Source organism: Pantoea sp. UBA4549, from assembly GCF_002387285.1.
Lineage (GTDB): Bacteria > Pseudomonadota > Gammaproteobacteria > Enterobacterales > Enterobacteriaceae > Pantoea > Pantoea borealis.
Window position 1 is genome coordinate 24120 of record NZ_DGLH01000013.1, and the last position, 26984, is coordinate 51103.

General features: G+C 50.1%; 10 protein-coding genes, 1 tRNA gene and 2 pseudogenes. 10 read left to right on the forward strand and 3 right to left on the reverse strand.

Features of this window, described 5'->3' with window-relative positions:
• Positions 1-161: 161 nt before the first annotated feature.
• The 3 genes from B3041_RS12635 to B3041_RS12645 form a co-directional block, all read right to left on the reverse strand.
• Entirely contained in the window at positions 162-839 is a 678-nt protein-coding gene (locus B3041_RS12635; protein WP_065650243.1) for a MarC family NAAT transporter, read from the reverse strand.
• A gap of 55 nt (positions 840-894) precedes the next feature.
• Positions 895-1530, reverse strand: coding sequence for a hypothetical protein (locus tag B3041_RS12640; RefSeq protein ID WP_065650242.1), 636 nt, complete (start codon positions 1528-1530; stop codon positions 895-897).
• Positions 1531-1679: 149 nt separating this feature from the next.
• A complete protein-coding gene (locus B3041_RS12645; protein ID WP_414692384.1) occupies positions 1680-2201 on the reverse strand; it encodes a DUF2501 domain-containing protein in 522 nt (173 codons plus the stop codon).
• A gap of 230 nt (positions 2202-2431) precedes the next feature.
• Here B3041_RS12645 and B3041_RS12650 point away from each other — a divergent pair.
• From B3041_RS12650 to B3041_RS12690, 10 genes and pseudogenes are all read left to right on the forward strand, one after another.
• Positions 2432-2516 (forward strand) — tRNA-Leu (locus B3041_RS12650).
• A gap of 186 nt (positions 2517-2702) precedes the next feature.
• Positions 2703-3967, forward strand: a pseudogene (locus B3041_RS12655) (tyrosine-type recombinase/integrase).
• Between the two features lie 148 nt (positions 3968-4115).
• Positions 4116-4325: pseudogene (locus B3041_RS16915) on the forward strand (hypothetical protein); the annotation flags it as partial.
• A 200-nt stretch (positions 4326-4525) separates the two neighbouring features.
• Positions 4526-7384 (forward strand): DEAD/DEAH box helicase, encoded by a 2859-nt coding sequence (locus B3041_RS12660; protein WP_292975298.1) that lies wholly within the window; start codon positions 4526-4528, stop codon positions 7382-7384.
• A gap of 2 nt (positions 7385-7386) precedes the next feature.
• Positions 7387-12321: a class I SAM-dependent DNA methyltransferase gene (locus tag B3041_RS12665; RefSeq protein WP_292975301.1), complete on the forward strand. Its 4935-nt coding sequence runs from the start codon at positions 7387-7389 to the stop codon at positions 12319-12321.
• The gene (locus tag B3041_RS12670; protein ID WP_292975657.1) at positions 12321-18662 is read left to right on the forward strand and encodes a DEAD/DEAH box helicase; all 6342 of its coding nucleotides are present in this window, start codon (positions 12321-12323) and stop codon (positions 18660-18662) included. Before B3041_RS12665 ends, B3041_RS12670 begins: the two co-directional genes overlap by 1 nt.
• Positions 18659-20782: an ATP-dependent helicase gene (locus B3041_RS12675; RefSeq protein ID WP_292975303.1), complete on the forward strand. Its 2124-nt coding sequence runs from the start codon at positions 18659-18661 to the stop codon at positions 20780-20782. Before B3041_RS12670 ends, B3041_RS12675 begins: the two co-directional genes overlap by 4 nt.
• 180 nt (positions 20783-20962) lie before the next feature.
• Positions 20963-22345 (forward strand): hypothetical protein, encoded by a 1383-nt coding sequence (locus tag B3041_RS12680; protein ID WP_292975307.1) that lies wholly within the window; start codon positions 20963-20965, stop codon positions 22343-22345.
• Entirely contained in the window at positions 22342-24243 is a 1902-nt protein-coding gene (locus B3041_RS12685) for a hypothetical protein (protein ID WP_292975310.1), read from the forward strand. The genes B3041_RS12680 and B3041_RS12685 overlap by 4 nt, the downstream gene beginning before the upstream one ends.
• Positions 24233-26887, forward strand: a complete 2655-nt coding sequence (locus B3041_RS12690; protein ID WP_292975313.1) for a DEAD/DEAH box helicase family protein — start codon at positions 24233-24235, stop codon at positions 26885-26887. The genes B3041_RS12685 and B3041_RS12690 overlap by 11 nt, the downstream gene beginning before the upstream one ends.
• Positions 26888-26984: the final 97 nt, after the last annotated feature.

Here is a 26984-nt window from a genome sequence, read left to right on the forward strand (position 1 = left end):
ACGACATTCAATAATATCCATCCCCCGTAGGGGCGCCATTAATGGCGCCCTGGCCGATTTCCGCACGTGATTTAATGACGCCATTAATGGCGCCCTGGCCGATATCCGCACGTGATTTAATGACGCCATTAATGGCGCCCCGGCCGATATCCGCACAAAACTCAATGAAACGTGCGCACCACTTCCAGCACGCCGTTAATCACAAACTGCACGCCCATACAGACCAGCAGAAAACCCATCAGGCGCGAAATCGCTTCAATGCCGCCTTTACCCACCAGCTTCATAATCGCGCCGGAGCTGCGCAGGGAAATCCATAAAATCAGCGCCACGACCAGGAAAGTCAGCACCGGGGCGACCATCACCACCCAGGCGGGAAAATCGACGCCGGCTTTCACCGTTGAGGCTGAGCTGATGATCATCGCAATGGTACCCGGACCGGCGGTGCTGGGCATCGCCAGCGGCACAAAGGCGATATTCACCGTCTCGCGCGGATCGTCGCTGGCATCCTGCTCATCTTTTTTATGGCGCGCTTCTACCGAATGGCCGACCGGCTTTGCCGGAAACAGCATGCGAAAGCCGATAAAGGCGACGATCAGCCCGCCCGCCATGCGCAGGCCGGGAATCGAGATGCCAAACGTGTGCAGCACCGCGTTACCGGCGTACCAGGCGACCATCATGATCAGAAACACATAGACCGACGCCTGCAGGGCCTGACGGTTACGCTCCTGAAAATTCATCTCGCCCGCCAGCCCTAAAAACAGCGCCACGGTCGTCAGAGGGTTTGCCAGCGGCAGGATCACCACCAGTCCGAGGCCTATCGCTTTGAAGAGTTCCAGCATGATGCATCTCCGCAGGGCAGGGCCGCATGCGCAGCCCTGCGACAGGACGTATTACTCAGTGCTTGGGCGTGTCGAGCGCTTCGATCATCTCGGGGAAAAAATCTTCCAGCAGCTCGGGCGTCATCAGTTCAGGGTAGCTGATAAGGTGTTCGCGGATGCGCTCATTAACATCCGGCAGCAGGCGCTGCGCGGCATCTTCAGCGCTGATTTTTTTCTGTTTCATCAGGCGCAGCACGTTGTCCGGCAGGCCATCTTCATCCTCAACCTCATCCACGCCCTCCAGCGCATCGAGTTCATCCAGCAGATCCATCAGCGCTTCGATCTGCGGCGTGCGCGACTCATACTCCGCCGGGCGTTCGCTCTCGAGATAGCGCAGCAGGGCGCGCACCGGCGATCCATCCGGCGTAGCAGGCGGCTCGCTGGCGAACCAGCTCAGCAGGTCATGCTGGCTCACCTGATGAACGTGATAGCCGTTATCGGTCAGCTCATCGGCGAGGATATCGGCGGTGTCGTGCTCAATCAGACAGATATGGGTGCGCTTTGGCGTGTACTGTTCCAGCCACTGATAGATCTCTTCAATGACGCTGTCGTCATACTGAAAAGTCTGGTTGAGGTAGCTGTCATCCTGCTCATGTACGCAGAGTCGAATCAGATCGGGATCGAAGTAAATCGCTATGTTGATGCCTTTCATGCGCGCTGTCCTGTTTGCTGCAAAATCTCACTATAGCGTCAGGACGCCCGGAAAAACATGGGGAGGCCAGCAGCGTACGCATCCGGCCATAAAAAATCTCATTCATCAGCACGATAAGGCCGGGACAGCGCCCCGGCACACGGCGCTGATTACATGCCGATATATTTTTTACCCTGCTTCAGCACCACATCACACGCTTTGGTTTTAAGCTTCTCACCCATTGGCGAGTTGCTCAGGCTCTGCAGATTAAGCTGCTGGCCGTTACCGGTGTTGAGCAGGCCCGCGATACCCTGCTGATAATCGGTTTTCTGCTCCTGCGCCGCCGGACTGCTCAGGCCGAGTTTGCTCAGCACCTGCTCTTTCACCGACTTCACGTTGTTATCCACCACGTTATGCTGCACGCAGTACTCCATCACGCCCGCCGCGTTGGTCATATTGCTGGCGCTTACCGCTTTATCGCCGCCGTTCAGCAGGCCGGTCAGCGTGGAGAGCGACAGCCCGCCGCTCTGCGCGCCGTTGCTGCTGGTGGTGGTATTGCTGTTTTGCTGCTGCGAGAGCTGAGAAGCAGCGCTGCTCAGCTGATCCTGCCAGCTCGCCGCCGATGCGCTGCCCGCGACCAGTGCTGCTGCCATACCCCATGCCCAAACGCCGCGTTGCATTGATTTACTCATGTGTAACCTCATGGTTCCGTCTTTCAGACGCCGATAATGCAGGATAAGAGGCACAGGATCTCAGAAAGTTCCGGAGAAGCGGGCAGGGCCATGCAGATTGAGAGTGTTCTGGTTTCAGAGGCGATGATGACGCTGTTTTTTTCAACGCTCAGCGCACGCACTGCTCAATAGCGGTTGCACACCCCACGGGTAACGGTATAATCGCCAGCGTTTTCCGTATCCTTATCCATGCCGGAGTGGCGAAATCGGTAGACGCAGTTGATTCAAAATCAACCGTAGAAATACGTGCCGGTTCGAGTCCGGCCTTCGGCACCAAAGGTTACAGCTAAGTCGCTCATAAGCGGCTTTTTTTGTGTCTCAAAGTCAATATCTACCCTTCATTCCCGCTATATTAACTCTCTCAAAGCCAGCCGACTTCAACGTACATCTACCAAACGATGTTGGTACACATAATGGTATTTCCGGTTCGATAATGCTTGTACCACCAGGGAGGAGATAAGCATGGCTCTAACAGATATCAAAGTCAGAACAGCCAAGCTAACGGATAAGCAACATAAGCTGACCGATGGCAGCAGCATGCACCTTCTTGTCCATCCTAATGGTTCTAAGTACTGGCGTTTGCAGTACTGTTTTGACGGCAAGCAAAAGATGCTGGCACTTGGGGTTTATCCTAAAATCACACTGGCGGATGCCAGAGCACGTCGTGACGAAGCGCGTAAGTTGCTAGCGAATGGTCTCGATCCGGGAGGCAAAAAGAAAAATGATAAGGTTGAACAGAGTAAATCACGTACCTTCAAAGAAGTGGCGATCGAGTGGCATGGCACCAATAAAAAGTGGTCTGAAGATCATGCTCATCGTGTGCTAAAAAGCCTGGAAGATAATCTCTTCTCAGCGATTGGTGAACGTAATATTACTGAGTTAAAAACTCGCGATTTATTAGCACCAATTAAAGCCGTAGAGATGTCTGGACGTCTTGATATGGCTTCTCGTCTCCAACAACGCACTACGGCCATCATGCGTTATGCAGTGCAAAGTGAGTTAATTGATTATAACCCGGCACAAGAGATGGCTGGGGCGATTGTTTCCAGTAACCGACAACATCGTCCGGCGCTGGAGTTAAAACGCATCCCTGAATTACTTCAGAAAATAGACAGTTATACCGGCAGGCCGTTAACCCGCTGGGCGACAAAACTCACTCTGCTTATCTTTATTCGATCCAATGAGCTGCGTTTTGCTCGCTGGTCAGAAATCGATTTTGAATGTCAATGTGGACCATCCCGCCTGAGCGAGAGCTAATTGCTGATGTGAAACATTCTCAGAGAGGTTCAAAGATGCGTACACCGCATCTGGTGCCACTTTCAAAGCAGGCGATGGCGATCCTGAAGCAGATAAAACAGTTCTGTGGCGAACATGAGCTGATTTTTATTGGCGATCACGATCCGCGTAAGCCCATGAGCGAGAATACCGTAAACAGTGCGCTACGGGTGATGAGCTATGACACTAAAGTTGAGGTTTGCGGTCACGGCTTCCGCACAATGGCCTGTAGTTCGTTAATTGAGTCAGGACTATGGTTGAAGGATGCTGTGGAAAGGCAGATGAGCCATATGGAACGCAATTCGGTGAGGGCGGCGTATATCCCTAAAGCGGGGCATCTGGATGAGCGCAAGCTGATGTTGCAGTGGTGGGCGGATTTCCTTGATGCGAACCGGGAGAAGGGGATTACGCCGTTTGACTATGCAAAAATTAATCGAGGCAATGTCGAGTGAAGGGCTTGCCATCTCTGTTGAATTAAAGCAAATCGACAGGATTTGCTAAGGAGGCGGGTTGTTGATCTTTACTGGAAATATTGTTTTGAGACATGAACAACGATTGGCCTTCATCAGTAAAAACTAGCCTCGTGAATCGCAGACGTGAACTGACAATGATGGCAGTGAATATTATGTTTTGCTCGATATGGGACTGAGTTACTAGATTTGTACAGGTGACACATTCTTCGATTTTTCAGAACGAATACCAAATCAGGTCGAGCGCCTGGCAACATGCAGGGCATTGGTTATAGTACAAAATAATGGGTTGAAGAGTTATATCATCGCAGATCCAACGGATACTCCCCTACCGACCTAGTGAGATTGGGTTGAACTGGCTCATTTTTTAATTGTTGATATTTGAAATTTCTAAATAATTTCTGCGTATTACATTCCATTTTATCCCTCCTGACGCCACCCTTCATGTTATCTTTAAAGCCCTCTTTTTTATCGCAGTGTGCAGCGACATATCGCTCGGGATAGTGTTATCACCACTGCCTCATACAGACAGAAAAACCGATGAATAAGCAAAATTATGCACCTGGAATGCGGGTGGTTATTCGTGATGCAGAGTGGCGCATTCGCCGGGCGGATGACAGTGGAGATGGTGGCAATCTGCTGACCTGTGATGGCATTTCGGAGCTGGTACGCGGTAAAGAAGGGCTGTTTCTGACGAAGCTGGAGCAAAAAGTCGAGATTCTTGATCCAGCAAAAACAAACCTAGTGGAAGATGAGTCAGCCAATTACCAGGCGTCTCAGTTGTACATAGAGAGCCAACTACGCCAACGCGTACCGACTGACAGCAAAGTCCATTTTGGACATCAGGCTGCGATGGACTCCATGCCCTTTCAGCTCGATCCCACGCGTATGGCGCTGGCGCAGCCGCGCCAGCGGATATTAATTGCTGATGCGGTAGGGCTGGGTAAAACGCTGGAAGCCGGTATTCTGGTTTCAGAGCTGATTCGCCGTGGACGTGGCAAACGCATTCTGGTGCTGGCAGTTAAATCCATGCTCACGCAATTCCAGAAAGAGTTCTGGAGCCGTTTTGCTATTCCGTTGACGCGGCTTGACTCTGCTGGCTTGCAAAAGGTACGTAACCGCATCCCAACCAACCACAACCCGTTCCATTATTTCGATAAGACCATTATCTCCATCGATACCCTGAAACAGGACATCGAATATCGCCACCACCTAGAAAACGCCTGGTGGGATATCATTGTTATCGATGAAGCGCATAATGTCGCTGAACGTGGAATCAGCTCCTTGCGCAGCAAACTGGCAAAATTACTTGCCGGGCGCAGCGATACGCTGATTATGCTCTCGGCCACGCCGCATGACGGTAAGGCTGAAAGTTTTGCCAGCCTTATGAACATGCTCGACCCGACGGCCATTGCCAATCCGAAAGAGTATGAATACGCCGATTTTGCCGATAAAAATCTGGTCGTGCGTCGCTTTAAAAAAGACGTAAAAGATCAGATGTCTGGCGAGTTTCCGGAACGTAATATCGTCAAACTCACGCACCCGGCGACCGGGGCCGAAGAGGAAGCTTATCGTCGTCTGGTTGAGAGTCAGTTCCGTGACGACGATGATGAAGACTCGCAGTTAAACAAAGGCCGCCTGTTTAAAATCACGCTCGAAAAAGCGTTATTCTCCAGCCCAATGGCATGTGCCAGCGTGGTGGCTAACCGCGTGAAGCGGCTTGAGAACCGCAAAGAAATAAGCAGTCAGAGCCAGATTAACGAATTAGAGTCACTGCTGCTGGCACTCAATAATATTGATGCCAGTCAGTTCAGCAAGTATCAGTTGTTGCTGGAGACCATCCGTAACGATCTTCGCTGGAAAGCGAATAACACGGAAGATCGTCTGGTGATCTTTACCGAGAGTATCAAAACTCTCGAGTTCCTTGAGCAGCAACTGCGTTTCGATCTTAAGCTGAAAGATGATCAAATTGCCACGTTGCGAGGCGATCAGGGCGATACAGTTTTGATGGAAACCGTTGAAGCGTTTGGCAAAAACCAGTCTCCGCTGCGCCTGCTAATCTGCTCGGATGTCGCGTCTGAAGGTATCAACCTGCACCACCTCAGCCATAAAATGATTCACTTCGATATTCCGTGGTCGCTGATGGTATTCCAGCAGCGTAACGGACGTATTGACCGCTACGGACAAAAACACCAGCCACAGATCCGTTACTTGCTGACTGAAGCCAGTGAACCGCAGATCAACGGTGATATGCGCGTGCTGGAAGTGCTGATCAATAAAGACGAACAGGCGCAGAAGAATATCGGTGACAGCTCCGAATTTACTGGCAAATTTACGCAGGAAGAGGAAGAAGAGCAGGTTGCTGAATTCATGATGCAGGACGATGGCGCCAGCCTGTTCGATGATCTATTGAATAGCCATGTCACTGAAAATACTGGAAACGACCTGTTTGGCGAAATCTGTAGCGTAGTGTCCAGCGATGCTTCGACCGTGACCGAAAGCGATATTAGTCTGTTTGATACTGAGCAGGCATACTGCGAAAAAGCGCTAGGCTATCTGAAGGCCTGCGGCCAGACCGTGCAATACGATACCTTGCCTGATAATACCTTATCGCTGGTCGCACCGGAGGAGTTACGCCGTCGCTTTAACCAGTTACCGCCGGAAATTGCGCCGGAAAACTGGCAGCTTTATCTAAGCCAGGACAAAACCGTTATCACGGAAGCCATTTCGCGTGCGCGCGGTGAGCAACATGCCTGGCCCGATGTGCAGTATCTCTGGCAAATTAACCCGGTCGTGCAGTGGTTAGACGACAAAATTCAGTCCGCCTTTGGTCGCCACCAGGCACCGGTGATGCGCCTGCCGCACCTGTTTGAGCCTGATGAGGATCACTTCATCCTTTCCGGGCTTTTCCCGAACCGTAAGTCGCACCCGATGGTGAACCCGTGGCTGGTGGTGAGCTTTAACCGCGAAACGTTAAGCGGTAGCCTGCCCTTTGCTGAGTTCCTGAAACGACATCCGCAATTGAGAAGCAAACTGACTAACAGTGGTGGTAAAGATCGTAACCACCAGCGTCAGCAGGATCTGCTGGAAGCGGCAATCGCCCATGCGCGGGATGTGTTTGTTCACGATCGAAATGCTTTTGAGGAGCATATCAATCAGCAGCTCAATGAGCATCTGCAAAAGCTGGACGTTCTGCGTGGGCGTCAGTTGAGTCAACTGGAGCTGGATTTTGCCGATAATAAACAGCAGCTTTCAGTGAAACAGAGCCGCAAAGAACAACGTCAGCGCGAAATCGAACACAATTTTGACAGCTACATCCAATGGATTGAGGACACCATGACCACCGAAAAAGAGCCATACATCCAGGTTATTGCTGTAATCACCGGAGCGGAGGGCTAATCATGGCGCTGGTCGGTATTAATAACGAAAACGAGTTTTACTCTAACCACTATCTGGGCGAAGTCTTTACCAGCGATATTCGCGATGTACTGGAACCCTGGATTAACCAGGAAAATGCCGCTCGCGAAGCTGAACGCGCAGCCCGTGAACAGGGCAAAGAGGTTGAGGCGGCCTACCGCGCGCCTTGGAACCAGCTTAACAGCCTGGCTACAGAGTTTTTCCGTAAACTCACTGAACATGAAAAACAGCGCCAGATCCCGCTGCGTCTAGCCGATCAGCGCAGTCGCTGGCAGCCGCTGTTAAAGGCATTGGGTTATGAACTCAATCCGCACATTCAGATGCTGGATGACGATACGCCTTTGCCGGTACTGGCTCGTTACAACAGTACCGACGGCAGCCCGTGGCTGTGGATTGTTGAAGCACATGATCAGGATGAAGGAACGCTGGATCCACTGGCGCTGTCGCTGCTGACCGCGCAGTTCCCGGCAGATACCGATAAACATAAGCGCGACAGTCTGCGTAAAAAAGCGAACGGCGAATACCGTAGCTGGCAGGATCTGCTCTCCACGGTGGTCTTCACGCAAAATGAACCGCCGCGTTTTGTACTGCTGCTTGGCAATCGCCAGCTGTTATTGCTGGATCGTACTAAGTGGGCGCAAAACCGTCTGCTGCGTTTTGATTTTGAAGAAATTTTAAGCCGTCGTGAAACGGATACGTTGAAAGCGACGTCGGTGTTGTTACACAAAGACTCGCTGTTACCCGGCAGCGGTGCGCCATACCTCGACTCGCTGGATGACAATTCGCACAAACATGCGTTTGGCGTGTCGGAAGATCTGAAATATGCCCTGCGTGAGAGCATTGAGCTGTTGGGTAATGAAGCGATGCGTTATCTCATCGACAACGAGCTGGCTTATTATACCGGGAAACGTGCTATTAACCCGGATGAGTTGAGCCGCGAATGCCTGCGGTATATGTATCGTCTGTTGTTCCTGTTCTATATCGAAGCGCGCCCGGAACTGGGCTATGCGCCGATGACCGCCAAAACCTATCTGCAGGGATACAGTCTGGAAACGCTGCGCGATCTGGAGATGATCCCGCTGACCAGCGAAGAAGATCGCAACGGGCGCTACTTTCACGATAGCCTGAATATGCTGTTCAAACTGGTGCGTGACGGCTACAGCGGCGGCGTGAAAATGCAGGGCGACCTGGAGAGCGGCGACCGGATCACTATTCACAGCCATCAGTTCAGCGTGCCGCGTCTGGAAAGCCATCTTTTTGAAGCGAATAACACCCGTATTCTTAACCGTGTGGTGTTCCGCAACGAAACCCTGCAACAAATTATTCAGGCGATGTCGTTAAGCCGCCCGGGTAAAGGACGTTTTAATCGCCGGGGGCGTATCTCCTATCGCCAATTGGGTATCAACCAGTTAGGTGCAGTGTATGAAGCGCTGCTCTCCTACCGCGGATTCTTCGCCAGCGACGATCTCTACGAGGTGAAAAAAGCCGGAGAAGAGTTTAACGAGCTGGAGACGGGCTATTTCGTCAGCAAAGACGAGATCGGCAAATACAATGAAGATGAGAAGGTTTACGAAAAAGACGGCAGCCTGCGTATTCACCGTAAAGGCAGTTTTATCTATCGCATGGCCGGGCGCGACCGCGAAAAATCCGCTTCTTACTACACTCCAGAAGTGCTGACCCGCTCGTTAGTCAAGTATGCCCTGAAAGAGCTGTTTAATGAGCAAATTGATCCGATTACCGATCCGCACGCCAAAGCCGACGCCATATTAAACCTCACCGTGTGCGAACCAGCGATGGGCAGCGCGGCATTCCTTAACGAAGCCATCAATCAGCTCGCGGAAGCTTACCTGTTCCACAAACAGCAGGCGGAAGGTCGCCGCATTCCTCAGGATCGCTACACCCAGGAGCTGCAACGGGTGAAGATGTACATTGCCGACAACAACGTATTCGGCGTGGACTTAAACCCGGTGGCGGTGGAGCTGGCGGAAGTGTCGCTGTGGCTGAACGCCATCAGCGGCGATGCATTTGTGCCGTGGTTTGGCTACCAGCTGCACTGCGGCAACTCGCTGGTTGGGGCGCGGCGTCAGGTGTTCAACAAGAGCGAGCTGACCTACAAAAAAGCGAAAGATCCGAGCTGGCTTAACAGCGAACCGGCCGAGCTGGCGATGAATATTCCACGCGAGGAGAAGCAGATTTTCCACTTCCTACTGCCGGATAGCGGTATGGCCAACTACAGCGACAAAACCGTCAAACAGCGCTATCCGGATGATTTCAAAGCGCTGGACAGCTGGCGCAAAGAGTTTACCAAAAGCTTTGCACCGCATGAGATTGCCGATGTGCAGCGCATCAGCGGCAAAGTGGAAGCGCTCTGGAACACGTTCCGTCAGCAGCTGAAAGCTGAGCGCCAGAAAACCGCCGATAATTATCCGGTTTGGCCTGCGGAAAATACGAACCAAGCTCGCTCTTCTTTAAGCAGCAAAGATGAAACCTTCAGCGGCCGCCTCGAAGATAACAGTACCTATCTGAAACTGCGCTGGGTGATGGACTACTGGTGTGCGCTGTGGTTCTGGCCGATCGACAAAGCGGATGAACTGCCCGATCGCGGTATGTGGCTGATGGAGATGGAGACTCTGCTCGATGGTATTGTCGTCACGGAAAGAGTCACTGAAGCCGCAGAACAGGCCACCGGCGATCTGTTTGCCGACGAGGGTATGGTGCGTGAAGAGTCTTCGCTGTTTTCCGGTGCTGGTCGCCTGAAAACCGATGTGCTGTTCCGCCATTTGCCGCGTCTGGCGATTGTTGATGCGCTGAAGAAACAGCACCGTTTCTTCCATTGGGATCTGGAATTCTGCGATCTGTTTGCCGAACGCGGCGGCTTTGACCTGATGCTCGGAAATCCCCCGTGGCTGAAGGTCGAATGGCAGGAAGCGGGCGTGCTGGGCGATTACGAGCCGGAGTTTGTTCTAGGTCGATTAAGTGCTTCGAAGCTGGCGACATTGCGTCATGAAACCTTCAATCGAATTCCGCTGCTCGAAAATGCCTGGCGCAACGAGTATGAGGGTTGCGAAGGGATGCAAAACTTCCTGAATGCGCAGCAGAACTACCCTGTACTACGCGGTGTGCAGACTAATCTGTATAAATGCTTCCTGCCGCAGGCATGGCGCTTAGGGGCGCAGAAAGGTGTGGCTGGATTCCTGCACCCGGAAGGGATTTATGATGACCCGAAAGGTGGGCAATTACGTGCGGCGGTATATCCGAGGCTGAGGACACATTTTCAATTTCATAACGAATTGAGTCTTTTTGCTGAAGTGCATCATGCAACGATGTTCAGCATTAACGTATATGGACCGCAGAATACAACGCCGTCCTTTATTAATATGTCAAATGTTTACGCAGTAAGCGCTATTGATGCCTCTTTTGAACACAACAATGCAGGCCCTGTTCCTGGTATCAAAGATGAGCAGGAAATTGAAGGCAAAATCAAAGTTTCCTGGAATACCTCAGGCCACCATTCACGGCTAATTCATGTTGGTTTGAAGGAGCTCTCTTTATTTGCTCGTCTGTATGACAGCGAAGGAACACCAGCCTGGCAGGCACGTTTGCCAGCTTTGCACGCAGAACAACTTGTTGCTGTGCTGGAAAAGTTTGCTAATCAGCCGAAGAGATTAGGTGATTTGCAGGGGCAGTATCTGTCTCTGGAAATGTGGCACGAAACAAACCAGCAGAAAGACGGCACTATTGAACGTAAGACGCAGTTCTCTGAGAACGCCCCACAATGGATTTTATCTGGCCCGCACTTCTTTGTTGGAACGCCGTTCTACAAGACTCCACGCAAAAACTGTACGTTAAACAGCGATTACGATTGTTTGGACCTGTTAACCCTACCCGATGACTATCTGCCGCGCACTAACTACATTCCTGCATGTGCTGCCCAGGAGTATGCAAAGCGCACTCCACGGGTTTCGTGGAAAGAACAGGATGAAGACGAGCCGAGAAAGGTGACGGATTATTATCGTTTTGTGAATCGCGAAATGATTGGTTCCTCATCTGAAAGAACACTGATTACTACAATCGTGCCTCCGGGAGTAAGCCATATTCACACCTGTTTAAGTACAGTTTTTAGAAACCAAAAAGAACTCTTGGATTTCTTTTGTCAGACTATATCGCTACCGCTAGACTTTAGAGTTAAAAGTACAGGTTCCGGGCATGCTAATATTTCAATGCTTAATCAGCTGCCATTAATAACTAAAGCTGTCTACCGTAAAGCATTGCATACCCGAGCCCTATGTTTGGTATCTTTGGTAAATGATTATGCAGCTCTCTGGGGATCCTGTTATAACTCAGACTTCAACACCCAGCGCTGGAGCCGCGATCTCCCACAACTTCCCCAGGATTTCTTCGCTAACCTGACCCCAGAGTGGCAGCGTAACTGCGCTTTACGCTCCGACTACAGCCGTCGTCAGGCGTTGGTGGAAATCGACGTGCTGGTGGCGCAGGCGCTAGGGTTAACTCTCGAAGAACTGCTCACCATCTATCGCGTTCAGTTCCCGGTCATGCGTCAGTACGAAGCGGACACCTGGTACGATCAAAACGGCCGCATTATTTTTACCCCAAGCAAAGGGCTGGTGGGCGTCGGCCTGCCGCGTACCGCGCGTAAAGCGGATCTGAAAAATGGCTTTGTCTTTAACGTCGATAGTCCTGACTGGACCGGCGGCGACTGCACCGATCAAGCTATCGGCTGGGATGATGTCAAGCATCTGCAAGCCGGTACCGTCAGCGTCACTTTTGATGACTATACCCGCAGCGATGAAGGCGAGCGCCGAACCGTCACTTGGCAGGCTCCGTTTATCAAACCCGACCGCGAAGATGATTACAAAGTGGCCTGGGCATTCTTTGCACAAGATAAGGAGAGCGCGTGATGCTGCCTTCTGTTGTCAGTCGGCAGGTTGCCGACAGCGTTGCTTCCTTTTTACGGGCAGCCTTCCCGCTTAACAGCCCGCTGTTTAATGGTGAAGAAAATAATAACGTCTCGATGCTGGAGCAATTTCTGTCCCAGCCGGAAACGCTGCTGAAAGGGCCATATCTTTCCGCTCAGCTGCCGTTTCGTAAAAGTGACTTATCGCTGAATTTCTTTCCCAACCTGACGCTGCCGTTCCCGCCGCACGCGCATCAGGCGCAGGCGTTCCAACGCCTGGGTATCGAGACGCCTCAGCCGACGCTGGTGGCGACCGGGACGGGTTCCGGTAAAACGGAATGTTTTATGTTCCCGCTGCTTAACCATTGTGCTGGGGCATCAGAGGCCGGTGTTAAAGCGATCATCATTTATCCAATGAACGCCCTGGCAACCGATCAGGCCAGCCGTTTCGCTAAAACCATCGTCAGCGATCCGCAGCTGCATGGCAAAGTGACTGTCGGGCTGTTTGTCGGCGACAGTGAAATCGAGCCCAGCAAAAAGATGTCTGCGGATAAAGTCATCACCTGCAAACATACCCTGCGCGAGAACCCGCCGGATATCCTGCTGACCAACTATAAGATGCTGGATTACCTGCTGATGCGCCCCGGCGATCAGAAGCTCTGGCGCTATAACCAGCCAGGGTCACTGCGTTATCTGGTGGTGGATGAACTGCATACGTTTGATGGTGCGCAGGGGTCGGATTTGGCCTGCCTGGTGCGCCGCTTAAAGCATCATATCGGTGTCGATGACAAGCGTTTTGCCTGCGTGGGGACGTCGGCTACCGTAGGTGATGAACTGGGGCAACTACTCGATTACGCGAAAACGATCTTTGATCAGCCGTTTAGCGATGACGCGGTTATTCGCGAAGATCGCTACACGGCGGCGGAATATCTGCAAGGTTATACCATCGAGTACAGTCAGTATCCGGGCCAGGATGTCAGCGCTGCGCTGGATCCGCAAACGTACGCCAGCCCGGTAGATTATCTGAACGGACAAATTCCACTATGGTTTCCGGATAGTTCACTGCAATTACCTGCCGATCTGGACAGCGATCTCGGACGTGAAAAGCGTATTGAGTTGGGCTCATTGTTACGTCGCCACAGCATCCTGCACGTACTCCTTGAGGATTTGCAGGGGGGAATTTTGTCGGAACAGCAGTGCCTGGAAAATCTCCAGGTGATGCTGGCGGAAAGCGCCGGGCATACAACCCGCGTGCTGCAAAGCATTCTGGCACTAATTGCCCAGGCACGCCTGGAGGTTCCAGAAAAACAGGAAGATCGGGAAAAGCGCCTACAGGTGAACAAAGCGCGGCCCGTACTGCCTTTTGTGCAACTACGTTCTCAGCTGTGGTTGCGCGAGATGCGCCGCCTGGTTGCCAGCGTGTCAAAAACACCTGAGCTTGTTTTTGCTGATGATGTCGCGGTGGAAGATCGCGAACATTATCTTCCCGTTATTCACTGTCGTGACTGCCATGCTACCGGGTGGGCGAGCCTGCGCCATGGTCAGAGCGTTCAACTCGAAACTGATCTGGACGGTATTTATCGTCAGTTCTTCGAAAAAGGCCGTTCTATTGTATTGGCCTTCCCGGATAACAACGATAAACCTGTCAGCGGTGTTTACCAGAAGCTGTGCCCTTCCTGTTTAAAGCTCAATAAGCAATCTAACGTGCAGTGCGGGCATTGTGGCCATACTGGTCTGCTACAAGTACTTATCCCGGATATGCTCAAAGAGCGTAAGGATGAGCTGGAATTTGCCAACGAATGCCCGTACTGCAACAGCAAACAGGGTATTTCGATTCTTGGGTCACAGGCAGCCAGCCTGTCGGCGGTGATGATCCATCAGCTTTATGGCAGCCAGTTCAACGAACATAAAAAACTGATTACGTTTTCTGACTCGGTACAGGATGCCGCACACCGCGCCAGTTTCTTTACCGCCCGAACCTGGCCGTTGATGGTACGCGGACAAATCGCCAGCGTGTTGGGTGAAAAAGAAACGCTACCGTTGGATGCCTTTGCGGCACGTGTCTGCCAGCAGACGCGTGAACGTTCACCGGATGATGCCCATTTTGCCGCGAGCTTCATCGCGCCCAACATGCAGTGGATGAACGATTACCAGACGTTGAAGAACGAAGGCCAGCTGGCAGAGAGTTCCGATTTACCGGAGCTGGTTTCTCTTCGTCTCGACTGGGAGGTATACAGCGAATTTACCCTACGCGCACGAATTGGACGTACGCTGGAGGCCACCGGTTACGCAGCTGCAGGAATTGATGTTGCACGTTTCAATTCAGCGATAACGGCGCTTCACCAAAAGCTTGTCGAAGAGCTGGGTGATGAAATGGTTGGGGTCAGCGTTGAGCAGGTGGCACACCTGGTGATTGGCGTTCTTTGGCATCAGCGGCAGGCGGGAGCTGTTCTGCATCCGGCGTTCGAAAGTTATCGTCGTGAGGGTAAGACCTTTATGATGACGCAGAAGGAGCGAACTTCACGCTATATGCCATCTATTGGTCCGAAAACGCGTAAACCGGCCTATGCCTCGTTTGAAAAAATAAATGGCTTCCATCGATTGATTGGTGCGAAATCCAACCCCAGCTGGTATCAGCATTGGATCAACCGCACACTCAGCAACGGTAATAATCTGTTTATCAGCAGCCTGGCAGAGACGGTTTTACGACGTCTGTTTGCGGCACTGAAAATGGCCGGGTTGGTAAAAGATTTTGATACAAAAGGCAAAGAAGCATGGGGGCTAGTACCTTCGGCGCTGGTGGTGAGCCGCGATGTTGTTCAGCTAAACTGCTCTTGCTGTCGTGAGGTTGTTCGGGCACCGGCCGATCAGGGGTGGCACTGGCGAAACGCGCCATGTCTTTCTCTGCGCTGTGAAGGCCGCTATCAGGAAACTGAAAATACAGTGACCTGGCACTGGGATAATATGGACATCGCTCGTGTTCAGGGGGCAGAGCATACCGGATTACTGAGCCGTGAAGATCGTGAGGCTAAGGAACAATCGTTCTACCGCGGTAATCAGCCATGGAATATCAACCTGCTTTCGGCAACACCGACGCTGGAGATGGGTATCGATGTGGGTGACCTTTCTACGGTATTACTCTGTTCTGTTCCACCCGCGCAGGCTAATTACTTACAGCGTATTGGTCGTGCCGGGCGTAAAGACGGCAATGCACTTAACATCACTGTGGCTGAGGGGAACCCGCACGATCAGTTCTTCTTTGAAGAGCCTCTGGAGATGATGCAAGGGCAGGTACAGGCCCCTGGTGTGTTCCTGAACGCAACGGCTATCCTGGAGCGTCAGCTGGCTGCATTCTGCATGGACAACTGGGTGAAAACCGGCGTCCCGGCATCTGCTATCAGCAAAAACGTGAAGCAGATGCTGGACGAGCTGGAGTTTGGACACAAGTCTGGGTTCCCTTATAACTTCCTGCGTTATATTGATCAGCATCATGTGTATATTGCTCAGCAGTTCTCATCCATCTTCCCTGATCTTACGGAAGACACTCGTCTACAGTTACTGTCATATTTGCAAGGGGCACCAGGGCAGCGTTCTCTGGTTCAACGTATCGAACAAGCATTAAAACTGCTGGTGGAGGATCGCAAATCGTTGCGTTCCCGAATTGATAAACTCAAGCGCAGTATCGACAAGCTGGATAGCGACCCGCACGATCAAAACTTTGACAGCGATATGCGCGAGTTGACTTCGGAACGTCAGGCGCTAATGACGCTGGTGAACCAGATCAATAACAAGCAAACGCTTAATTTCCTCACCGATGAAGGATTACTTCCCAACTATGCCTTCCCGGAGGCCGGTATTACGCTGCGTTCTGTGCTGTGGCGGCGCAAGGACGGTGGGGAAACGCGTGAGTATCAGAACACGACCTACGAATACGAACGTCCGGCTTCAACGGCGTTGGCTGAGCTTGCCCCGTTGAATAACTTCTATGCGGGTGGGCATAAAGTTGAAATCGAACAGATTGATCTGAAAGTGTCTGAGCCTGAAAACTGGCGTATTTGCAGCCACTGTAACTACAGCGAGAATATCGATCAGACCGGCGATCAGCATAAATACTGTCCAAAATGTGGCACACCAGGTTGGGCTGATGCCGGGCAAAAAACGACATTACTGAAGCTTCGTCAGGTTTATGCCCGCTCAAGCGCGCGTGACAGCCAGATCAGTGATGAGAGCGATAGTCGCGAACCGGCATTCTTCCAGCGACAGCTACTGGTCAGCTTCGAAAAAGAGGATGTATCGGCAGCTTATGCTATTGATGAAGGAGAAATCCCGTTTGGCTTTGAGTTTTTGAGCAAAGTGACTCTGCGAGATATCAACTTTGGCAAAATGGCGGATGATGCCAATGAGCTGATGATCGCAGGAGAGGCAAAGAAACGCACCGGGTTTAAAGTTTGCCTCGGCTGCGGCATGGTGCAGCGCCCTCGAGATCATGAACCACGTCATGACCTGAGCTGTAAATATCGCGCTGAACCCGAAAAAGCGAAGTTTGAAGATTATCTCTACCTTTATCGCCAACTGGAATCTGAGGCATTGCGTATCCTGCTGCCAGTGACCAGCTACAGCAACGATCGCGTGGTGGAAGCCTCCCTGGGGGCAGCCATTCAGCTTGGGCTTAAACATTACTTCAAAGGTAACGTGGATCATCTGAAAGGCGTGGTGTATCGCGAGCCGGAAAATGAGGGCGAATCCTGGCGTCAGTATCTGGTGATTTACGACACCGTACCAGGGGGAACCGGCTCACTCAAAGAATTGATGCGTACACCTGACAACCTGCTGAAATTACTTGAGCTGGCTTACAAGGCGCTAGCGGAATGCAGCTGCAACCATGATACGCATAAAGACGGCTGCTATCGCTGTGTTTACGCTTACCGTGACCGCGGGCGTATGAAGTATGTATCAAGAGATCAGGCGCGTCTCTTACTGGCGAAAATCCTGAAGGCCAGTGCTGCTATACGCGTTATTGATTCCATCAAAAACATTTCGCTTGATGCCATGATGGGGAGTGAACTGGAAAAACGGTTCATTCACTGCCTGCAGGATAACAAAAATCTTCTCGTGAGCCGGAGTTATGCCCATCAGAATGCAGGCTGGATTATTAATACCCGTACAGAACCGGCGATGAGCTGGCATCTCAAAGCACAGGTTGATTTAGGGGTTAAAGAAGGAGTAGGCATCCTTAGCCGACCAGATTATGTGCTCTATCCTCTGATGCAGTCAGAAAAGATAAAACCGGTAGCACTTTTCCTGGATGGTTTTGCTTTTCATAAAGATAGCGTGTCGGATGATGTCCAAAAACGGCAGGCGATTAAAGACAGCGGTAATTTTTGGGTATGGACAGTGACCTGGGCAGACCTTCAAGAACAAGGTATTAAACATGTACAGAATGTTATGGGGCTTGGTCATAACCCGGATATGAAACAGCCTAAGTTTTATAACCCGTTCCATGATACAAACTTTGCTACGCTTGAAGGTTCATTCAGGGAGAGAAACAGTTTTGCACTGCTACTCGATTATCTATCTGATCCCGGTAATAAAACTCTGCTATGGCAGAAAATGGCTGCTGCCTTTGCTTGGGTGTGGCTGGATCCTAAAAAGTCGCAGGATACCGGAGCCAAACAAAAGTATGCCTATGAAATGCAGGAGAACGCTCCCGCTTATCGGTTGAATGCACTTTTGCCTGATGAACCTTTTGTATTTGGAGGTTTACTGGATAGCTGTAGTTCATCACAACAGTTCATTGAGCTGGCAGCTGTTGTACCGCAACAAGCCATTAAATCAACGACAAGCATTGAACAAATGCGAAATTGGTTGAGGCTGCATATTTGCTTTGACGATCGTTATCCCCAGGATAATGGCTATGAAGCCGGATTTAATGGTTTCTGGTGGATGGTGAATTTACTGCAGTTCCTGCCAGATATGACATTCACCAGCCGTAAAGCGGTCCATTTACCGCAGAAGCCTGAAGCGGTAAAAATGCAGACTTCGGTGGTAGTGGATATTCAGCCTGACGAGAGCTGGGCGGATATACTTGAGTTTGGTTTATTGAGCGCAGAAGAAATCGCTTTGCTTCAGTCGTTATCGCTTCCGGCACCGACAGTCGGATATGAATTACAGGATGACGATGGCGAAATTATTGCGGAAGCCGATCTCGCCTGGCCATTACAAAAGCAAGCCCTGATTATCGATAATCAGAGCTTTACTGCTTTATTCGAAAGTAAGGGTTGGCACGTTGCTTTCGGGCCAATTGACGAAAATACATTGCAGCATCTGTCCGGAGGTGACAAATGACGATTCCAACGCCAAAGGTGGCACTTTCTGATGGTTTTCTGGGGGCTTTTGCGCGGATTCCTAAAGCGCAGCAAAAAAAGGTCCAGGAATTCATCTCCAAGTTCCGCCAGGATCCGACGAGTAATGGGCTGAACTACGAAAAGATCCACGATGCACGCAGCAATAATGTGCATTCTGTGCGTATTGACCAAACCTACCGGGGGATCGTCCTGAAACCTGAGCAGGGTGCTCTGTATATGCTGATGTGGGTGGATAAGCACGACGAAGCCTACGACTGGGCGCGGCGACACGAATGTGCGATTCACCCTGTAACCGGTGCGATTCAGGTGATTGATACCAGCTATATCAAACCTACCCCCGAGCCGACCGTTGTTGATAAACCCAAACTCTTTGCTGCTTATACGGCAGAGCAGATCCTCGCGCTGGGCATTCCTCCTGTGTTTATTGAGCAAGTGATGGCTCTTGTAGATACTGCAGGGCTGAATCAGCTGGAAAGTGTGATGCCTGCGGAAGCCTGGGAACCCCTACACTGGCTGGCAGAAGGTCTGGATTACCAGGAAGTGCTGGAGGAGTTTAACGATCACCGTGATGAGCCTGTTGATACCAACGACTTTATTGAGGCGATGGAACGAAGTAAACGTCGTTTCCATGTCGTTGAAAATGAACAGGAGCTACTGCAAATGCTCAATGCGCCACTGGAAAAATGGCGTGTATTCCTGCACCCGAGCCAGCGAAAACTGGTGGAGTTTCCGGCAAATGGTCCGGTACGTGTATTGGGTGGTGCAGGCACGGGAAAAACAGTTGTTGCGATGCATCGTGCTCGTTGGTTATCCCAACGCCTGGCCGATAAACCCGGTAAAAAAGTTCTGTTCACAACCTTCACCCGTAACCTGGCGGCGGATATTCGCGCCAACCTCCAGCGTTTGTGTAGTCGTGAGGAGATGGCGCGTATTGAAGTTGTTAACATTGATGCCTGGATGAGCGAGCAACTGAAACGCCATGGATATGATTTCCGCGTGGTGTATGACAGCGATGAAGGAAGACGTAAATGCTGGAACTATGCCTTGCAGCAAGTCCCTGCTGAATTGGGATTACCGGATAACTTTTATTCTGAAGAGTGGCAACGTGTTGTTCAGCCGAATGCAGTTTACAGTCGTGAAGAATATCTGAAGGTGAGCCGTATTGGTCGTGGCACGGCGTTATCACGTATTCAGCGCGCGAAAATCTGGCCTGTGTTTGAAGAGTTCCGGGCACAAATGGCGCGAGCCAAACTGCGAGAGATGGGAGATGCCATGCATGAAGCTATCATTCTGTTTAAAGAAAAACAGGTGCAATTGCCTTATAGCAGTATCGTAGTCGATGAAGCTCAGGATATAGGCGCACCGGCCTTTACCCTTATTCGTAGCCTGGTTCCAGAGTCTCCTAACGATCTCTTTATCGTGGGTGATGGACATCAGCGTATTTACCGCAATAAAGTCGTTCTAGGTCAGTGTGGGATTAACGTTCGTGGGCGCCGTAGTAAAAAACTGAAAATTAACTACCGGACTACAGAAGAGACGCGACAGTTTGCTGTCGGGTTGTTAACCGGCGTTAAGGTTGACAACCTGGATGGTGAAACTGATGCCAGCAACGATTATTTATCATTGCTTCATGGTGAAAAACCCATGATCACTCATGCTTCAGATTTTAAAGAAGAGGCTGCGACGATTATCAAGCAAATTCAGGCGTTGTTAGCCAATGATGTCCGTTCCCAGGATATCTGCATTACCGCTCGTACGAAGCATGCTTACGAGCGTTATGCTTCTGCTCTGAATGATGCTGGAATCGAGACCTATAATTTAGGTCAGGATAGTGGTGATAGTGATCAACGCCCTGGTGTGCGTATGGCAACGATGCACCGCATTAAGGGGTTGGAGTTCCAGTATGTGTTTCTTGCGGGCATCAACGATGGTGTTGTGCCGGAAGTCAAAGCAATTGCATCTGATGACCCTGTAGAACAGCGCGATGCATTATTTAATGAACGAGCGTTGCTCCATGTGGCTGCAACGCGCGCGGTAAAAGGATTGTTTGTTTCGTCTTACGGTAAACCTAGTTTTTTACTGGAGCCTGAAAGCGAGTAATCCAGCCAGATAACCAGAAGCTACAGCTTCTGGTTATCTGTATTTTAGCACTTATCAATATCGGCCATTGATTTGCTGATTTGGTAAGTGCCAGGAAAGAAAGTGGAACATGGAAGGGCTTTCGCAGTGCACAGATTGCGTGTGGTTAGCCCTGTGGGCATAAGCGACTGACGAAACGAGATGTACATCGAGAAATTTCTGACTGAATACGATGACTCGCTAACGGGTGAGTTGAATGTTGATCCGCTTGGGCAATTAGTCATCTGGTCGTCTTGGGGGCAGGACATCTTTCATAGCCGTATTACTTCTATCGCAAATGATGTACGGCAATACACGCTGAATCTGCTGCATCACAGCGTATTGCGCCAGCTACTGGTCGATGAAAAGCTGCAAACTTCAGGCGCGATGAAAGGTCTGTATCCCAAAAAGCAATTACGGGAGTTTAGAGTTGCCTGTCTGATCCATCTGGAAAATATCTATATCTACTCTATGCTGGCGGCTGAAAAAAGAGGCGTCACTCTCACTGGTGTGCAAGGTATTAATAAAGCCCGACCTAAATGGAACGCTGCAAATAAAAATCCTCAGATATTTTTTGGTCATGAAAAAAGTAGTGAGTTACTGACTAATCAGATCGCTCTTGGTACCAATGGTCGCTATAAATCGCCAATGATGAAAATGCAGTTTTTCTCTGCTGATTATCATTATGATCTACCGGAAAACAAGCCTGTGTGGCAAGCCGCAGAGGCATTTATTCGAAATGTACCAGAACTGAAAGAATTACATGCAGCGGCCATAACTTATATGCAATCGCTAATGCAGGTTTCGCATAAGCGCGATTTGAACCCATTTTACGAAGATATTCCTGTCGGCCTAAAAAAGGCGTGTGTAAAGGCATTCCGCGATCCGAAAATGGTCGGGGATTATTCGCGGGAATTTTGGCTACAAAGAACGGGGTTAGATAAATATGCGGCAGGTGCTATTTATCGGGTACTCAAGCAGGAGCGTTCGGATGAGTTAGAGCTTACAGATGCTGAAGTTTTCAAACGTGCCATGCAAGAGGCAAAAAGTGTGCCTGAAATGAATGAAAGTGACCTTAGGGCGTTACAACATATCAGTCAGGCGGAGCCATTTTTATCCCTGATCGACCTGATGTTTTCAGGCTTACGCCGACAGAGTAGTCAGACATTGGCAGAATTTCGTCAATTCTGGCAGGTGCGCGGTCTGACTGAACTTGATCTGCCACAAAGGGCGACTCAGCTTCTGGAAAATGATGTGCTCCTTTCCTCGCTTTCCGGTACGCCCGACAGACGATTTAGGCAACTATTAGCACTGGCCAGTATGCCGTCGCTGGAAGATCAGGTTCGAGGCTTGCTGGATTATCATCACAAGATAATGGAGACGAGGGGGCAGTTCCCGTGGCTCATGCTTGAAGGTGATGATATTTTGCTGCAGGTACCACCATGTTCGCTACGCGAAGATCGTCAGAATAGCGACTGGGTAAACCGTTATTATCTACCACAGTTCAGACATTTGCTGAACGGTTTATGGGGGCATTCTGCATGAAGCTGTTAGATGTCTTCAAAAAGCAAATTGCTGATATGGGATTGTTGAAACGTGTCTGGCTCACCACCTTTAATCTGGATATCTCTTTTGTTGAAACGTGGGTACTTCCTGCTGTGTTGGGTATGGACCCGCCCGTTAGTCGTATGGATTACGAAGGTCTGCAGCGTGCGCTGAATGAGAGTGGTATTGATTTCCGCATCTACTGCGATCCGCGCATGATTGCGAAAGAAAAGCCGAAACGTACCTCCATTGCGGTATATCCGGTGTCGGTGCGTAAGCTGGCTCAAAGCGAAGAGTCTTATCTGGATAAAGAGCGCGGGCTGTTTCACCCAAAAGTATTTTATCTCGAAGATCACTACAGAAAGATTATTGTGGGTGCGGGCAGTGCCAACCTTACGCTTAGTGGGTGGGGGCGAAATCAAGAAACTGTGGATTTTCGTTGTGTTGCGAGTAATGCCCAATACCAGCAGGTAAAACGATTTTTTACCACAATTGATAACAGTCTGAATGACGGAGAATTTTTCCCAACCCGTCGCAAGTTTCTCGGTGATGATCCTGATTGGTCATTTATTCACAGTCTGGCTGGTTGCACACTGCTAGATGCATTAAAAAACGGCGGTGAGATTCATACACTCAGTGTTTGGTCGCCTTATCTTGCTGAGGATTTAGCAGGGTTTATCGACAATATTGGGCATGAAGTGCTCGTAGAACTGGTTCCGGATTTGGTTGAGGGACGTTATATCCGCACTCGATGGAGTGACAGTATTCAGGCAATGATTACAAATAAAAAGCTTACCTTGTATCGCTCTCCAGTGCCCAAGGACGATAGGGCATTGATGACCCACGCCAAGCTCTGGCTGGCGAAAAGCAATACCGGTATGCAACTTGCCGTGGGGTCCTGGAATTTCACCAACCCGGGTTGCAGCAGCTTACCTGAGGCAAACTGGAATGTAGAAGCGGGAATTGTGCATCCGGTCTCTCGTAACATCTCGATTTGCGGCAAAGAATGGGATGATGTTAATGAAGAGAATTTCGCCTGTGAAGCATTGTTGGAGGAAGAGGCGCTGGAGCCGCATGAACTTCTACCTTTCGATCTGAGCGTTATTTTTGACTGGACTCGATGTGAGTATCAGATTTCCGGGCAATGGTTCGGTGGTAAGCCTGCGTCAGGTTATCAACTGATATTGCCCGGTATCAACGGGGCAAATGAATTGGTATGGAAAGCTACCGGTATAGGTCTGAAATCGCCGCAGCAATTGACGGTATTAAAAAGCAATGCCGTATTGGATAACCCCTTTTATACCCTTCGTAGAACTGGAATAACCGACTGGCAGGGCATGATCGTTGAAAGCGGTATTGAACACCGGCGTGCGTTGAGCTTTAAGTCGCTAGATGACTTACTTAACAGCTATCTGAATTCAGCGGATCCAGCATTGAGTGATCGCCTTATGCTGCGCTGTGCTGGAGCGCAGGATGAAGAGCAAAGTGAAGGGGTGGCGCAAGTCATGAATTTAGATGCCACTAGCTATTTCCGCCTCTTTCAGGCTATCCAACAACGGCGCAACTGGCTAGCAGACGCGGACGATGGCACTCAGCTGTATTGTCGTTTGTTCAGTGAACCAGGTTGCTTACAGGAATTGGCTGAAATAGCCAGGGAGCGTATAAATCAACCGACTCAGTCAGTATTTAACTGGTTTCTGGCCCAAGAAGTTAACACTCTGGCCGCTCTGGCAAGAAAGCGTGTTAAAAGCATCCGTCACAAACAAGGGGCTGAAGCCATATCTGTGGCTGTGCACTTGTGGGAGTCTCTACAGGTTGTAATTCCACCTCTAACTAGCGATGCCGCTAGCCTGCGTTATCTCGCAGCTATCAGGGAAGACTGTAGTTATGGCGAATAAGTTAAAACAGAACATTACTCCGGTTGAGGTTTCAGCCGCGATGAATTTCGATGCGACTGATATGCACTGGCAGTATCAATCCGGTGCTTCCAGCATGGCGGCGAAGCAGGCTGAGGGGGTGGCTGGGTTGTGGAATTTGCTGAATAAACAACGATTGGCACTCCTTGCTGATGAAGTCGGCATGGGGAAAACTTATCAGGCGATGGGAGTAATGTTGTTGTTATGGCAGGCAAAACCTGATGCACGCATTCTGATTATGGCACCTAACAGGACGCTCTGTGATAATTGGGAGAGAGAATTTTGCATTTTCACAGAGATACACTATCGGGCTGAACATAATGCCTTTACCTCTTTAGAGGGCAAGACAAAATATGCCCCACAAATTCATGGCAGACTGGCGGAGCTGGCGGCCGCTGTGGAGAAAAATTCTCACCATTTTTACCTTACTACTATCCATTCACTAAGCGGTCTGGTCCCTCCAGATGAAAAAAAAGATGCTTTAAACGCTGCCGCGTCTTATGGTGTGTTATATCGTCAGCAAATTAAGCAAGCTCTTGGAAAAGAAGGTTTTGACTTAATTATAATAGATGAGGCGCATTACTTTCGTAACCGAAGCGGATCACAGCGCGCCGCCGCCGCTCAGGCCTTCTTTGGTGATGCGCAGGACCGGCTGGGGAGCAATGTACTGCTGTTGACGGCAACCCCTAATCACTCAGCATCGCGAAATCTTTATGACATATTTAGCTACTTCAGTGATATGCCAAAACGTTATGCAGAGGATGATGTCCGTGCGCTGATGAATGATTTTGCCATCCGCAGACTGCGCAAAATGCAGGGCAGAGAGAGCAGCCACAGCAAATATGAATATCGTCATGAGCGCGCTAGCATTTCCAGTTTTACTAATAAGATGGATGCTGAGTTGTTTTTTGCTCTATATCAGAAACAACTCGTGGTTCAACTGGACAAAGAGAAAAAGGCAGGTGGCGGCAGGCGCATGCTATATGGCTATCTTGAAGGGTTTGAATCAACGGGCAGTACCGCAAGTGAGCGGGATAATAGTAGTGATGAAGAGGGACAAATCCATAATGACTTCAACCACGCGCCGGATTCTGCTCTGCTCAATAGCTTGACCCGGCAGTTTCACGATATCTATAACCGCTTTCCAGATCACCCCAAATACGACGCGCTGGTAGAGGCCTGCTTTACCAGTGATCCGTTCAAGCAGTCTCAGCCGCTACATTGTAGTAAGCATTTGGTTTTTGTTCGTCGAATACCATCTGTGCGCGAAATTACTCAGCGCATCAACGCACGTTATGATGAAATAATGGCTGAGCGATTGATGAATGTCTGGCAGCTACCTGCAAAGGCGCTGGCAGAATGGCGAGAGTCGGGTTGGTCCCGAGATATTTTTGTTAAGCTTTTATCGGAAAAATCCAATGAAAAGTCCGATTTTGATGAGCATATGCTGGAGGACGGAGAGACAGATGAGCCTGAAACGGATAACGAGCTAAAGCTTTCAAGTAAAATTGCCGAGCTATTTGTTATGAAGAAAACGGGCCTGCGCAGTACCGACTGCGCCAACGTTAGTTTGCGTTTCCGTCGCCCTGAAAGCCTCTTTTCATTATTTCTTGAGCCTGCATTGGATGGTACGACCGGGACCTATCATTATCATTACCGCAAAGAGTCTGGTGAACGTCAACGTGATAGCTATGGTGATGCCGCGAGAGATGCCCGGCTGCAGCAGTCGACATCAGCTAAGAAAATCAAATATATCAGTGCTTTGCCCACAGCCTGGGGATTGATGTTTCATGAGCTGTCGCGGCCAGCAAAAGAGCAATTGATTAAGTGGCGTGACCAGCCTAACGGTATGGCAATTATTGAGAACTTTGCCAACTATCTTCGCACGGGTTACCTGTTTGCCAGCCCTGTGATCATTGAGCTCTATTGCTGGTTTACAGAGTTCAACCGTCGACCTCAAACAGGTGAGGTCCAGCAGCGATATCAGCATTTTGTAGAATGGGTCACCCCAAAATTGAATGGATCACTGATGCTACGTTATTTTGTGGCTGCCATTGAAACTTTCGAAACGCTATGCGTAAAAATTGTTGGTCAGAAACTAGATAATACTCAATATACTTGGCGCGAGTTCACTAGCTTGAGTAGTCCAAGTTGGTATGCCAGCGGGCAGTCACAAAATCGCGAACGTTTAATTCGTGGATTTAATTCACCTTTCTTCCCTAATGTGCTGGTAGCAACCTCTGTGTTGCAGGAAGGCGTGAATCTTCATCTTCAATGCCATCAAGTTCATCATTATGGCATCGCCTGGACTCCTGGTGATAACGAGCAGAGGAATGGACGGGTTGATCGCCTCTTTGGTCGAATCAATACAATGCTTCAAGTCCAGGGGGCGGCTGAGATGATTATCAATTATCCCTACCTTGCAGGTACCTTCGACCAGGATCAGTTGGCATCATTTATACGCCATAAACACAGTGTTGAAGAGAAGTTAGATAGTTGCGAGCTGGAGGATTTTGACAGCGAAATTGATATTCAGGAGGATCCTCAAGGTTGGCAAAAATGGCTACGGCATCCTTGTAAGGATAAAGATAAAGAAGATCCTTACCCAGCCAAGTTTGATCAGTAGTGTTTATCATTTATGCGGTAATAATATATCAGGTGGTTACGAGCAGTTTTTTGCAGGAAACTGTTTTAAATAGAAACTGGGGTCACAACACCACAAG

Coding starts and splice junctions, on each gene's coding strand:
- B3041_RS12640 (WP_065650242.1), bottom strand. CDS start 1,530: ATGAAAGGCATCAACATAGCGATTTACTTCGATCCCGATCTGATTCGA.
- B3041_RS12680 (WP_292975307.1), top strand. CDS start 20,963: ATGTACATCGAGAAATTTCTGACTGAATACGATGACTCGCTAACGGGT.
- B3041_RS12685 (WP_292975310.1), top strand. CDS start 22,342: ATGAAGCTGTTAGATGTCTTCAAAAAGCAAATTGCTGATATGGGATTG.
- B3041_RS12665 (WP_292975301.1), top strand. CDS start 7,387: ATGGCGCTGGTCGGTATTAATAACGAAAACGAGTTTTACTCTAACCAC.
- B3041_RS12660 (WP_292975298.1), top strand. CDS start 4,526: ATGAATAAGCAAAATTATGCACCTGGAATGCGGGTGGTTATTCGTGAT.
- B3041_RS12670 (WP_292975657.1), top strand. CDS start 12,321: ATGCTGCCTTCTGTTGTCAGTCGGCAGGTTGCCGACAGCGTTGCTTCC.
- B3041_RS12645 (WP_414692384.1), bottom strand. CDS start 2,201: ATGAGTAAATCAATGCAACGCGGCGTTTGGGCATGGGGTATGGCAGCA.
- B3041_RS12635 (WP_065650243.1), bottom strand. CDS start 839: ATGCTGGAACTCTTCAAAGCGATAGGCCTCGGACTGGTGGTGATCCTG.
- B3041_RS12690 (WP_292975313.1), top strand. CDS start 24,233: ATGGCGAATAAGTTAAAACAGAACATTACTCCGGTTGAGGTTTCAGCC.
- B3041_RS12675 (WP_292975303.1), top strand. CDS start 18,659: ATGACGATTCCAACGCCAAAGGTGGCACTTTCTGATGGTTTTCTGGGG.